Annotated in this window: 11 protein-coding genes; all 11 read right to left on the bottom strand. The window is 65.5% G+C overall.

Translation table 11 applies throughout. The features are described 5' to 3' along the window. Positions 1 to 111: 111 nt before the first annotated feature. Positions 112 to 1,311, bottom strand: coding sequence for an efflux RND transporter periplasmic adaptor subunit (locus ACR9ZJ_RS16410; protein WP_481288337.1), 1,200 nt, complete (start codon positions 1,309 to 1,311; stop codon positions 112 to 114). Further along, a complete protein-coding gene (locus ACR9ZJ_RS16415) occupies positions 1,301 to 4,504 on the bottom strand; it encodes an efflux RND transporter permease subunit (RefSeq protein WP_481288338.1) in 3,204 nt (1,067 codons plus the stop codon). The genes ACR9ZJ_RS16410 and ACR9ZJ_RS16415 overlap by 11 nt, the downstream gene beginning before the upstream one ends. An 80-nt stretch (positions 4,505 to 4,584) precedes the next feature. Next, entirely contained in the window at positions 4,585 to 5,955 is a 1,371-nt protein-coding gene (locus ACR9ZJ_RS16420) for a sensor histidine kinase (RefSeq protein ID WP_481288339.1), read from the bottom strand. After that, positions 5,933 to 6,613 carry a response regulator transcription factor gene (locus ACR9ZJ_RS16425; protein ID WP_481281754.1) on the bottom strand — a complete coding sequence of 227 codons (681 nt, stop codon included), beginning with the start codon at positions 6,611 to 6,613 and terminating at the stop codon, positions 5,933 to 5,935. The genes ACR9ZJ_RS16420 and ACR9ZJ_RS16425 overlap by 23 nt, the downstream gene beginning before the upstream one ends. Before the next feature lie 81 nt (positions 6,614 to 6,694). Beyond that, positions 6,695 to 7,555 (bottom strand): RNA polymerase sigma factor RpoH, encoded by an 861-nt coding sequence (gene rpoH / locus ACR9ZJ_RS16430; protein WP_371023837.1) that lies wholly within the window; start codon positions 7,553 to 7,555, stop codon positions 6,695 to 6,697. Between the two features lie 161 nt (positions 7,556 to 7,716). Continuing rightward, on the bottom strand, positions 7,717 to 7,866 hold the full coding sequence (locus ACR9ZJ_RS16435) for a pentapeptide repeat-containing protein (RefSeq protein WP_481288340.1): 150 nt from the start codon (positions 7,864 to 7,866) through the stop codon (positions 7,717 to 7,719). A 33-nt stretch (positions 7,867 to 7,899) separates the two neighbouring features. Continuing rightward, positions 7,900 to 8,325 carry a F0F1 ATP synthase subunit epsilon gene (locus tag ACR9ZJ_RS16440; protein WP_306848216.1) on the bottom strand — a complete coding sequence of 142 codons (426 nt, stop codon included), beginning with the start codon at positions 8,323 to 8,325 and terminating at the stop codon, positions 7,900 to 7,902. Positions 8,326 to 8,364: 39 nt separating this feature from the next. After that, positions 8,365 to 9,777, bottom strand: coding sequence for a F0F1 ATP synthase subunit beta (gene atpD, locus ACR9ZJ_RS16445; RefSeq protein WP_481281829.1), 1,413 nt, complete (start codon positions 9,775 to 9,777; stop codon positions 8,365 to 8,367). Positions 9,778 to 9,847: 70 nt separating this feature from the next. Next, positions 9,848 to 10,756, bottom strand: a complete 909-nt coding sequence (gene atpG, locus ACR9ZJ_RS16450) for a F0F1 ATP synthase subunit gamma (RefSeq protein WP_481281830.1) — start codon at positions 10,754 to 10,756, stop codon at positions 9,848 to 9,850. Between the two features lie 74 nt (positions 10,757 to 10,830). Then, complete coding sequence (gene atpA / locus ACR9ZJ_RS16455; RefSeq protein WP_481281831.1) at positions 10,831 to 12,381, bottom strand: F0F1 ATP synthase subunit alpha; 1,551 nt, start codon at positions 12,379 to 12,381, stop codon at positions 10,831 to 10,833. A gap of 57 nt (positions 12,382 to 12,438) precedes the next feature. Then, the coding region (gene atpH, locus ACR9ZJ_RS16460) for an ATP synthase F1 subunit delta (RefSeq protein WP_481288341.1) at positions 12,439 to 12,725 on the bottom strand (287 nt) is incomplete at its 5' end.

Here is a 12,725-nt window from a genome sequence, read left to right on the forward strand (position 1 = left end):
GAGCCGACCTTGTCGGCGATGGCAGCTTGCCGCAAGGTCGAATCGCCGACAGGGTCGGCTCCCACCAAGGAACTGCCTTCCACCAAGGGCGCGGCTCCCACCGGGAGGGTGTCAGGCCTTGGCATGGTCACCATCCGCCTTCTTCGCCTGCTCGCCTTCCGCTTTCTTCGGTGGATTGACTCGCACGGTGTCGCCATCGGCGAGCCCGTCGGGCGGGCTCTCGATCAGGCGGTCGCCGGCGGCCAGGCCCGAGCCGAGCTGCACGGTCTTTCCGAAGTCGCGGGCGATGGTCACGTCCTTGAACTTGACCTTGCCCTGTCCGTCGACCACGGCGACGCGCAGGCCCGAATTGTCGAAAACGAGGGCACTTGCGGGTACGCGCAGCAACGACGCGTTCGACGGAAGGTCGAAGGTGACGCTCGCATAGCCACCGGGCAGCAACTTGCCGTCGGCATTGTCGACCGACACCTGGACCAGCGTGGTACCGGAAGCGGCGTTGATCGCCGACGACGACGATTCGACGGTACCCGTGAAGGTCTGTCCCGGATACTCCGGCACCGCGAGTTTCACGGTCGCACCCTGCTTGATGGAAGGCGCGTAGTTCTGCGGCACGTTGACGTACATGCGCAGCTTGCGCACGTCGGACACGACGAACAGTTCCTGGCCACTACCGCCGGCATTGATCAGGGCGCCGACGTCCGTCTCGCGCGCGGTGACTACGCCGTCGAACGGCGCGACGAGCCTGGCGAACCCCTTCAGCGCCTCGATACGCTCCAGGTTGGCCTGCGCGGCCTGGGCCAGCGCGTGCTTGGCATCGTAGTCGCCGACCTTCTCGTCCACTTCCTGCTTGGACACCGAATCGGAGTCGCGCATGGCCTGCCAACGCGCGGCCGTGGTCTTTGCCAATGCCTCGTTGGCACGTGCACTGGCGAGGTCCGCCTTCGCCTGGAGCAACTGCTGGTCGAGGTCGGGCGTCTCGATCTCGGCGAGCAACTCGCCCGCCTTCACTTTCTGCCCGATATCCGCCTTCCAGTATTTGAGGTACCCACTGGTGCGCGCGAAGATCGGCGCACGGGCATACGCCTGGAGACGGCCCGGCAGGTTGAGGTCGCCACCGCCCTGGCCACCCTCGGGAGCGACCACGTTCACCGTCGGTACGGACTGCGCATCCGTCCATTCGCGCAGTTTTCGGGAGTCGTTGGCGCGCGTCGCCACGCCGGCCACGACGACGGCCAGGACGACGATCGCGGCGATGATGCCAGCCAGCCGGAGCCGGCGCGGCGGAGGGGTTTGCAACGTATCAGGCGACATGGACAGGCTCTCCGGAGGTGTTCGCCGGTGTGGGTGACGGATGACCACGACGCGCGTGGATGATGCTGAAGACGACGGGGACGAAGAACAGCGTGGCGGTCGTGGCGAAGACCAGGCCGCCGATCACGGCGCGGCCGAGCGGCGCGTTCTGCTCGCCACCTTCGCCCAGGCCCAGGGCCATGGGCGCCATGCCGATGATCATCGCCAGCGCGGTCATCAGCACCGGGCGGAAGCGCACGAATCCGCCTTCGAGGGCGGCAGCCGTCGCGTCCCCGAGTTCGGCCAGCCGCTCGCGGCAGAAGCTGACGACCAGGATCGAATTGGCGGTGGCCACGCCCATGCACATGATGGCGCCGGTGAGCGCGGGCACCGACAAGGTGGTATGCGTGGCGAACAGCATCCAGATGATTCCCGCGATCGCCGCGGGCAGCGCGGTGACGATCACGAACGGATCGCTCCACGACTGGAAGTTCACCACGATCAGCAGGTAGATCAGCACGATCGCGCCGAGCAGTCCCAGGATCAGCCCGGAGAACGCGTTGTTCATGGTCTGCACCTGGCCGAGCAAGGCGGTGGTCGACGCCTTGGGCAGGAACTTCTTGTTCGCCTCGATGATCTTCTGGATGTCGGCGGCGACGGCGCCGAGGTCGCGGTCCTGCGTCGTCGCATAGATCTCGACCATCGACTGGATGTTGTACTGGCTCACCACCGCGTTGGTGGCTGTGCGCGACACCGTGGCAAGGCCACCGAGGATCTGCGAACCGGCCGTGCCCGTGCTGGGGCTGATCGGCACGTTCTCCAGGTCGGGCAAGCTGTCGAGGCTGTACTGCGGCGTCTGCATCACGATCGGGTAGGACACGCCGTTCTGCGGGTTGAGCCAGAAGGTCGGCGCGATCTGGCTCGAACCGGCGAGGTTCACGCCAAGGCTGTTGGTGACGTCGCGCTCGGTGATGCCCACCTGCTGCGCGCGGCTGCGGTCGACGTCCACATTGAGTGTCGGGTTGGCCCGCGACTGCTGGATGCGTGCGTCGGCCACGCCCGGCACGCGGCGGATCTCGCGCAGCAGGCGGCTTGCATAATCGAAGTTCGCCGCGAGGTTCGGCCCACGGATCTGCAGGTCGATCGGTGCGGGCGAGCCGAAGTTCAGGATCTGGCTGATGATGTCCGCCGGTGGGAACGAGAACGTCGTGCCCGGGAACTCGCGTGGCAGCTGCTCGCGCAACCGGCGCACATAGTCGGCGGTCGGCGCGTGTCCCTCGTTCAGCGCGATCTGGATGTCGCCATCCTGCGAGCCGATGGTACCGGTGTTGTTATAGGTATTGTTGATGCCCGACGAGGACAGGCCGATGTTGTCGACCACCGTCCCGAGTTCCTCCTTGGGAACGATCCTCCGCACGGCGTCGGTCACCTCGGCGAAGAGGCGCGCGCTTTCCTCCACGCGCGTCCCGACGGGAGCACGCACGTGCATCAGGATCTGGCCCGAGTCCACCGACGGGAAGAAGTTGCGGCCGAGCATCGGCACCAGGGCGAAGGAGAACACCACGAAAGCCATGAAGCCGATGGTGAAGGCCTTGCGGTGATGCAGGGCGAGGGCGAGCAATCCGTGGTAGCTCTCGCGTATCTTTTCGAAGCGGGCCTCGAAACGGCGCTGGAACCGGACCAGCGGATTGCGCGACGGCTTCTTGCCCTCGCCATGCGGGTCGTCGTGCGAGTGTGGGTGCAGCAGGTACTTGGCCATCGTCGGCACGAGCGTGCGCGAGAGGATGAAGGACGCGATCATCGCGAACATGACCGCCTCGGCCATGGGCACGAAGAGGAAGCGCGCCACGCCCTGGAGGAAGAACATCGGCACGAACACGATGCAGATGCACAACAACGAGACGAAGGCCGGCGTCACGATCTGCGCGGCGCCATCGAGGATCGCCGTCTCGACGTCCTTGCCGTGCTCCAGGTGCCAGTTGATGTTCTCGATGGTCACCGTGGCATCGTCCACGAGGATGCCCACGGCCAGCGCGAGGCCACCCAGCGTCATGATGTTCATGGTCTCGCCCATCGCCGACAAGGCCGCGATGGAACCGAGGATGGCCAGCGGGATGGACGTGGCGATGATCACCGTCGAACGCCAGCTGCCGAGGAACAGGAGGATCATCAGGCTGGTGAGCGCCGCGGCGATGATGCCTTCGCGGGCCACGCCTTCGATCGCGGCGCTCACGAAGAGGGACTGGTCACCGATGGGCGCGATCTTGAGGTTGGACGGGAGTGCGTCCTTCATCGCGGCGACGCGCTCCTTGATCCCGGCGATGATCGCCAGCGTGGACGCCGAGCCGTTCTTCAGCACGGTCATCAGCACCGAGCGGTCACCGTTGACGTGCACGATATTGGTCTGCGGCGGCGAGCCGTCGCGCACGTGGGCGATGTCGCGAATGAAGACGGTGGCACCGTTGACCGTCTTCACCGGCAGGTTGCCGAGCTCGTCCACGTCCGACGGCGAGTTGTTGAGCTGCACCGTGTATTCGTACTCGCCGATCTTCTGCGTGCCCACCGGCGTGATCAGGTTCTGCGCGGCCAGTGCGTTGGCCACGTCCTGCGCGGACAGTCCGCGGGCCTGCAACGCCGGCGGATCGATATCGATCTGCACCTGGCGCGTCTTGCCGCCGAACGGGAACGGAATGGCCGCGCCGGCCACGGAGGTCAGTTGCGGACGGATGATATTGAGGCCGAGGTCGCCCAGGTTCTGCTCGGTGAGACCCTCGCCGGACAGCGCCAGCTGGATGATCGGCACCGTCGACGCGTTGTAGTTCAGGATCAGCGGCGGCGTGGTGCCCTGCGGCAGCTGGCGCAAGAGGGTCTGCGCGACGGCCGTGACCTGGGCATTGGCGGTGCGGATGTCGACGGTCGGCTGGAAGAAGATCTTGATGATGCCGAAGCCCTGGATCGAGCTGGCCTCGATGTGCTCCACGTCGTTCACCGTCGTGGTCAGCACGCGCTCGAACGGCGACGAGACGCGTCCGACCATCTGGTCCGGCGGCAGGCCGTTGTACTGCCACACCACCGCGATCACCGGAATCTTGATGTCGGGAAAGATGTCCGTCGGCGTGCGCAGCGCGGCAAGCGGACCGATGATGAGGATCAGCAGGGCGAGGACGACGAAGGTATACGGCCGCGTGAGTGCGATCCGGACGATGCCAATCATGGGAAGACGGATTCCGAGCGCGATGTTGCGTCGCGGCGGATTTTGCGCCCGGCGGAATCCGCCGCGTAGTTAAGATTTATTTAGGCGGCCGGACACGTCACGGAAAACACCGCACCCTTCTCGTTTCCACCCACCGACAACGAGAACCCGTGCAGGCGGACGATAGCGCTCACGATCGCGAGACCCAGCCCGCAGCCCGGCTTGGTGCGGGTCTCGTCGCCCCGGTAGAACCGGCGAAACACCGCCTCGCGCTCGTTCGGCGGGATGCCGGGACCGGTGTCCGCGATATCCACCCGCGCGTCGCCCGTGGGATCGGTGAGCGCCACCAGGCGTACCGCCCCCCCATCCGGGGTGAACTTGATCGCGTTACCGACGAGGTTGGCGAATGCCTCGAACATGAGCTGGGGGTCGCCGCGAAGCGGTGGCAAGCGGCCCACCTCGATCTCGAACAGTTGCCCGCGATCCTCGGCCAGCGGTGCGTAGAACTCGTGCACGTTGCGCAGCACGGTGCCCAGGTCCATGTTTTCGAAGCAGGCGCTGCGCTGGCGGTCCTCCAGTTCGGATACCCGCAAGAGGGCACGGAACCGGCTGAGGACGGTGTCGATCTCGGCCACGCAGGCGTCGAGCTGCTCCGCTTCGGGCTTTCCCTCGAACTGCTGCTGCAGGCGATACAGGCGCGTGCGCATCCGCGTGAGCGGCGTGCGCAAGTCGTGGGCGATGTTGTCGGTGACGCCCTTCACCTCGCCGAGCAGGCGCTCGATCTCGGTCAGCGTGGTATTTACCGTCGCGGCCAGCAGGTCCACCTCGTCGCCGCCGCGCGTGACGGGCAGGCGCACGCTGAGGTCGCCTTCGCGGATCGGCTCCATCGCCCGCTGGATCGCCCGTATCCGCCGTGCGGGGCCACGGGCGATCAGGACGCCGCCGAGCAGGCCGGGAATGAGTGTCAGTGACAGGCCCCACAGCAAGCCGCGGCGGATGATCGCCCCGATGCCGTCGATGGTCGTGCTTTCCTTCGCGACGACCAGGCGGTCGCCATTGGGCAGCACGCGGGTGATGCCGCGCGCGCGCATGGTGGCGTTGCGGGTGGGGCCGGCGAGGCTGGCATTGACCGAACGCACGACGCCCTCGTCGGTCAGTTCCTCGGGCACCTTGCTGATATTGCCGGCGATGCGCGCGCCCTTCGCGTCGAACAAGCCGATCCACATGAAGCCCTGGACGTCGATGGCGCTTGCCGCCTCGACGGTCGCCGGCAGGCGCCGCTGGTCCGTGTTCTCGAGGTAATGGATGCGCGCGGCGAGCATCTGGTCGACCACGCCCGACAGGTAGCGCGAGGCTTCCCATTGCACGACACCCAGCAGCACGACGGACCAGATCGCGAACAGGGCGCCATAGATGAGGATCAGGCGCGAGGTGGCGGAACGCCAGGCGTCAGTCAGCGGGCGCAAGGACATACCCCGAGCCGCGCACGGTGCGGATGAGTGGCGCCTGGCCGGCGCCGTCGATCTTGCGCCGCAGGCGGCCGATATGGACGTCGATCACGTTGGTGCCGGGATCGAAGTGGAAACCCCACACATGCTCGAAGATCATCTGCCGCGTCACCACCTGGCCCGCGTTGCGCATCAGGAATTCGAGCAGGCGGAACTCGGTGGGCAGCAAGGTGAGCGCTTCGCCATTGCGCTCGGCGTTATGGCGGACCAGGTCCAGTTCGAGGTCCGCGACGCGCAGCCGCGTATCGTTCGCGCTCGGCCGGCGCCGGCGCAGCAAGACCTCCGCACGCGCGGCCAGCTCATCGGGAGCGAACGGCTTGGTGAGGTAGTCATCGCCGCCCGCACGCAGGCCACGTACGCGATCGTCCACATCGGACAGGGCGCTGATCATCAGGACCGGCGTATCGACGTTGCGCTTGCGCAAGGCTGAGACCACATCGATGCCGTCCATGCCCGGCAGCATGCGATCGAGGGTGATGATGTCGTAGCCGTCCTCCAGCGCGCGCGCGAGCCCGTCACGGCCGTTGGCCACCCAATCGGCGGCAAGACCGTGCGCACCCAGCTCCGCGACGATGTCGCGGGCGGTCACTTCGTCGTCTTCGATGACCAGGGCCCTGGGCATCAGGATTCACTCCGCATGGACTGAGGCAACGGAAAACGGCCCCTCGCGGAGCCGTTCCGGATCTTACGCCAGTTCAGAAGATCAGGCCGCGATGGCGACGCGCATCTTCTTCATGGCATTCGCCTCGATCTGGCGGATGCGTTCGGCGGAAACGCCGTACTCATCGGCCAGGTCCTGCAACGTGGCCTTGTTGTCCTCGGCCAACCAGCGGCGTTGGATGATGTCGCGCGAGCGGTCATCCAGGTTGCCCAGGGCGGAGGACAGCGCGCCCATCTGGTTGTTGCTGGCATCTTCCTCGGCGAGGTTGTCGTACGGATCGGCGCCTTCGTCGACGAGGAACGCCGCGGGTGCCGGCTTGTCGTCGTCATCCGCGTCGGCCGGGGCCTCGAAGCCCACGTCACGACCCGATAGCCGCGATTCCATCTCGCGGACGGTGGCTTCCGGCACGCCCAGGTCCTGCGCGACGACGCGCACTTCCTCGGCGTTCATCCAACCCAGGCGCTTCTTGCTCTTGCGCAGGTTGAAGAACAGCTTGCGCTGCGCCTTGGTGGTCGCGACCTTCACGATGCGCCAGTTGCGCAGGATGAATTCGTGCATCTCCGCGCGGATCCAGTGCACCGCGAAACTGACCAGGCGAACGCCCTGGTCCGGGTCGAAGCGCTTCACCGCCTTCATCAGGCCGATGTTGCCTTCCTGGATGAGATCGGACAGCTGCAAGCCGTAACCGTTGTAGCCGCGAGCCACATGGACCACGAAACGCAGGTGGGACATCACGAGCTGCTTGGCGGCGTCGAGGTCGGCGTCGTCGTGGAAGCGGCGCGCCAGCGACTGCTCCTCGTCAAGGCTGAGCACCGGGATGCGATGGACCGCCGAGATATAGGAATCCAGACTGCCAACGACGCTCGGTAGCCCGTAGTTACGGGTGGCGAGGGCTTGGGACATGTGTGGAACCTCCTGAAAGTCTGTATGCAGATTAGCAGTCCCGAAGTGAGAGTGCTAAGTCAGCCCGAAGTTCATATCGGTTAACTGTACGCAATGGTACAGAAATACCCTCCGACTGTCCAGAGGACTCAGGGGGAGGTATTCAGGAGGCAGACGGCCGGCTATGGTGGGAGCCGACCCCGTCGGCGATGGGTGCTTGCCGTGACCTGGCCCGCTGCCGCGGGATCGCCGACAAGGTCGGCTCCCACAAAATCGGCTCGTACCAAATCGACTCGTACCAAATCGGCTTCCCCCAAAAAAAAGCCCCTCAACGGAGGGGCTTCTTTTCGATCGGTGTTTGCCGGTCAGTGCTTGAGCGTCTTGCGCATGCGTTCGAGAGCCTGGAGCTGGGCCAGTGCCTCCGCAAGCTTGGCCTGGGCTTCGGCGACGTCCATTTGCGGGCCACGGTTGGCCAGCGCGGCCTCCGCCTCTTCCTTTGCCTTCAGGGCGGCCGCCTCGTCGAGGTCGGCGGCGCGGGCCGCCGTATCGGCGAGGATGGTCACGACCTGCGGTTGCACCTCGAGGATGCCACCGGAGACGTAGAACTGCTGGCGTTCGCCGTTGGCGGCCACCACGTCCACGTGACCGGGCTTCAGGCGGGTGATCAGCGGGGCGTGACGCGGCGCGATGCCCAGCTCGCCAAGCTCACCGGTGGCGACCACGAGCGTGGCTTCGCCGGAGTAGATCTCGGCTTCGGCGCTGACGATGTCGACGCGGATGGTATGGGTCATGGGCTGGTCTTCCGTTGGTCGGGGATGGGGAAAGAGGGCTTACGCCGCCTTCTTCGCACCCATCTCCTCGCCCTTCTTGATGGCTTCGTCGATGCCGCCGACCATGTAGAAGGCCTGTTCCGGCAGGTAGTCCAACTCGCCGTCGAGGATCATCTTGAAGCCGCGGATGGTTTCCTTCAGCGCCACGTACTTGCCCGGCGAGCCGGTGAACACTTCGGCCACGTGGAACGGCTGCGAGAAGAAGCGCTCGATCTTGCGGGCGCGCGACACGGCTTCCTTGTCTTCCTGCGACAACTCGTCCATGCCGAGGATCGCGATGATGTCCTTCAGCTCCTTGTAGCGCTGCAGCGTCATCTGCACGCGGCGCGCGGTGTCGTAGTGCTCCTGCCCGATGACGGTCGGGTCCAGCTGACGGCTGGAGGAATCGAGCGGGTCCACCGCCGGGTAGATGCCCAGCGAGGCGATGTTACGGCTCAGCGTCACGGTCGCGTCCAGATGCGCGAAGGTGGTCGCCGGCGACGGATCGGTCAGATCGTCCGCGGGAACGTAGACGGCCTGGATCGACGTGATCGAACCGGTCTTGGTCGAGGTGATGCGCTCCTGGAGGACGCCCATTTCCTCGGCCAGCGTCGGCTGGTAACCCACGGCCGACGGCATGCGGCCGAGCAGTGCGGACACTTCGGTACCGGCCAGCGTGTAACGGTAGATGTTGTCGACGAAGAGCAGGACGTCCTTGCCCTTGCCGGTCTCGTCCTTCTCGTCACGGAAGAACTCGGCCATGGTCAGGCCGGTGAGCGCGACGCGCAGGCGGTTGCCCGGCGGCTCGTTCATCTGGCCGTACACCATCGCGACCTTGTCGAGAACGTTGGAGTCCTTCATCTCGTGATAGAAGTCGTTACCTTCACGAGTACGCTCACCCACGCCGGCGAACACGGACAGGCCCGAGTGCGCCTTCGCGATGTTGTTGATGAGCTCCATCATGTTGACGGTCTTGCCCACGCCGGCGCCGCCAAACAGGCCGACCTTGCCGCCCTTGGCGAACGGGCACATCAGGTCGATGACCTTGATACCGGTTTCCAGCAGCTCGCTGGCGGCGGCCTGCTCGTCGTACGACGGGGCTTCGCGGTGGATGACCCACTTTTCCTGCTCGCCGATCGGGCCGGCTTCGTCGATCGGGTTGCCCAGGACGTCCATGATGCGGCCGAGCGTGGCCTTGCCGACCGGCACCTTGATGCCTTCGCCGGTGTTGCGGGCGACGAGGTTACGGCGCAGGCCATCGGTGGAACCGAGCGCGATGGTGCGCACGATGCCGTCACCGAGCTGCTGCTGCACTTCGAGGGTGATCTCGGTACCGTCGATCTTCAGTGCGTCGTAGATCTGCGGTACCTGGTCGCGCGGGAATTCGACGTCGACGACCGCGCCGATGATCTGAACAACTTTACCCTGGCTCATGGAATGCTCCGGATGAATCTTCTTTAGGTTCTGTAGCGGCGCCGCTTTCGCGTCGCCATGGCTTGTTCGGTCAGACGGCGGCGGCGCCGCCGACGATTTCCGAGATTTCCTGGGTGATCGCCGCCTGCCGCGCCTTGTTGTAGACGAGCGTCAGTTCGCCGATGACCTTGCTTGCGTTGTCCGACGCGGCCTTCATGGCGACCATGCGCGCGGCGTGCTCGCTGGCGAGGTTCTCCAGCGCCGCCTGGTACACCACGGACTCGATGTAGCGCGTCATCAGGTGTTCGAGCACCGTGCGCGCATCGGGTTCGTAGATGTAGTCCCAGTCGTGCGTCTGCTCGACCTTCACGCCCTCGGACTTCTTTCCTTCCGTGTTCTCGAGCTCGGTGGCCACCAGCGACAGCGGCAGCAGGGCGTCGATGCTCGGCTTCTGCACGATGGTGTTGACGAAGTCGTTGTAGACGAGGAAAACGCGGTCGAGCTTGTTATCCGAATACGCATCGAGGACGACCTTGATCACGCCGATCAGGTCCTCGAGCTTGGGCTTTTCACCAAGATGCGTGGCCGAGCCGATCAGGTTCACGCCCTTGATGCGACGGAAGAACTGCACGGCCTTCTGGCCGATGGCGACGACATCGACCTCGGCGCCCTTGCCCTGCCACTCGCGGATCGAGGTCAGCGTACGACGGAACAGGTTGGAGTTAAGGCCGCCGGCGAGGCCGCGATCGGTCGACACCACGATGAAGCCCACCCGCGCGACGTTCTCGCGTTCGGTGAGGAACGGATGGGTGAAATCGGTGCTGGCCTGCGCGACGTGCGCGATGACCTTGCGCATCAGACGCGCATATGGGCGCGAGGCCTTCATCAGGTCCTGCGCCTTGCGGATCTTCGACGCCGAGACCATCTGCAGCGCGCCGGTCACCTTGCGCATGTTCTGCGTGCTTTTGATCTTGGTTTTGATTTCGCGGCCGCTAGCCATGGCTTACTCGTCTTTGAAAGGTGTCGCCAGCTCGCGGGACGGGCGTGATCGCCGGCGTCCCGCGCGTTTCGCTATTACCAGCTACCGGTCTTCTTGAACTCGTCGGCGGCGGCCTTGAAGGTCGCCTCGATGTCCTTGTCCCAGTCGCCGGTCTGGTCGATCTTCTTCATCAGGTCGCCATGGTTCTGGCGCATGAAGGCGTGCAGGCCCTTCTCGAACGCCAGCACCTTGTTGACCGGCAGGTCGTCGAGGTAGCCCTTCTCGGCCGCGTAGACCGACACGCCGAGTTCGGCGATCGAGAGCGGCGAGTACTGCGGCTGCTTCATCAGCTCGGTGACGCGCTGGCCACGGTCCAGCTGCGCGCGCGTTGCGGCATCGAGGTCCGAGGCGAACTGCGCGAACGCGGCCAGCTCACGGTACTGCGCGAGGGCGAGCTTCACGCCACCGGACAGCTTCTTGATGATCTTGGTCTGCGCCGCGCCACCGACGCGCGACACCGAGATACCGGCGTTCACGGGCGGACGGATACCGGCGTTGAACAGGTCGGTCTCGAGGAAGATCTGGCCGTCGGTGATCGAGATCACGTTGGTCGGAACGAACGCCGAGACGTCGCCCGCCTGGGTCTCGATGATCGGCAGGGCGGTGAGCGAACCCGTCTTGCCCTTCACTTCGCCGTTGGTCATCTTCTCGACGTACTCGGCGCTGACGCGCGAGGCGCGCTCGAGCAGGCGCGAGTGGAGATAGAAGACGTCGCCCGGATAGGCTTCACGGCCCGGCGGACGCTTCAGCAGCAGCGAGATCTGGCGGTAGGCCACGGCCTGCTTGGACAGGTCGTCGTACACGATGAGCGCGTCTTCGCCGCGGTCACGGAAGTACTCGCCCATGGCGCAACCGGAATACGGTGCGACGTACTGCAGGGCCGCCGCTTCGGAGGCCGAGGCGACGACGACGATCGTGTTGGCGAGCGCGCCGTTCTCTTCCAGCTTGCGCACGACGTTGGCGATCGAGCTGCGCTTCTGGCCGATGGCGACGTAGATGCACTTAATGCCGGAGTGCTTCTGGTTGATGATCGCGTCGATCGCGACGGCGGTCTTGCCCGTCTGGCGGTCGCCGATGATCAGCTCGCGCTGGCCGCGGCCGATCGGGATCATCGAGTCGATGGACTTGTAGCCGGTCTGCATCGGCTGGTCGACCGACTGGCGCCAGATGACGCCCGGGGCGACCTTCTCGACGGGGCTGGTGCCCACGGCGTCGATCGGGCCCTTGCCGTCGATCGGGTTGCCCAGCGCGTCGACGACGCGGCCGAGCAGGCCCGGGCCGACCGGCACTTCGAGGATGCGGCCGGTGGTCTTGGCGGCGTCGCCTTCGCGCAGGTGCTGGTATTCACCGAGCACCACGGCGCCGACCGAGTCGCGCTCGAGGTTCAGCGCCAGGGCGAACGTGTTGTTCGGCAGTTCGATCATTTCGCCCTGCATCACGTCGGCCAGGCCGTGGATGCGCACGATGCCGTCGGACACGCTGATGATCGTGCCTTCGTTGCGTGCCTCGGCGCCGAGCTTGAACTGCTCGATGCGGGTCTTGATCAGCTCGCTGATCTCGGACGGATTCAGAGTGGTGCTGGACATGGTCGGTTCCTTGGGTCGCGCCGCTCTCACGGCACCCGGTGGTATGAGAAGCTCGTATCAGTGCGTCAGCGCGCTGGCCAGCCGTTGCAGGCGGCCTCGCGCCGAACCGTCGATGACCTGCTCGCCCGTGTCGATGACGACACCGCCGAGCAACGCCGGATCGACGTGCGTATCCAGTTCGATCTCGCGCTTGAAGCGACGCTTCAACGAGGCGCGCAGCTGTTCGGCCTGCGCCGTGTCGAGATCCAGTGCGCTCGTGACCTTGACCTTCAGGGTCGACTCCGACTCACGCTTGTAGTCGTCGTAGAGCGCGGCGATTTCCGGCCTGTCTCTTATACACATCT

The sequence above is a fragment of the Luteibacter sp. KNZ12-1A genome, from assembly GCF_056755675.1.

Coding starts and splice junctions, on each gene's coding strand:
- atpD (WP_481281829.1), bottom strand. CDS start 9,777: ATGAGCCAGGGTAAAGTTGTTCAGATCATCGGCGCGGTCGTCGACGTC.
- rpoH (WP_371023837.1), bottom strand. CDS start 7,555: ATGTCCCAAGCCCTCGCCACCCGTAACTACGGGCTACCGAGCGTCGTT.
- atpG (WP_481281830.1), bottom strand. CDS start 10,756: ATGGCTAGCGGCCGCGAAATCAAAACCAAGATCAAAAGCACGCAGAAC.
- ACR9ZJ_RS16410 (WP_481288337.1), bottom strand. CDS start 1,311: ATGTCGCCTGATACGTTGCAAACCCCTCCGCCGCGCCGGCTCCGGCTG.
- ACR9ZJ_RS16420 (WP_481288339.1), bottom strand. CDS start 5,955: ATGTCCTTGCGCCCGCTGACTGACGCCTGGCGTTCCGCCACCTCGCGC.
- atpA (WP_481281831.1), bottom strand. CDS start 12,381: ATGTCCAGCACCACTCTGAATCCGTCCGAGATCAGCGAGCTGATCAAG.
- ACR9ZJ_RS16440 (WP_306848216.1), bottom strand. CDS start 8,325: ATGACCCATACCATCCGCGTCGACATCGTCAGCGCCGAAGCCGAGATC.
- ACR9ZJ_RS16415 (WP_481288338.1), bottom strand. CDS start 4,504: ATGATTGGCATCGTCCGGATCGCACTCACGCGGCCGTATACCTTCGTC.
- ACR9ZJ_RS16425 (WP_481281754.1), bottom strand. CDS start 6,613: ATGCCCAGGGCCCTGGTCATCGAAGACGACGAAGTGACCGCCCGCGAC.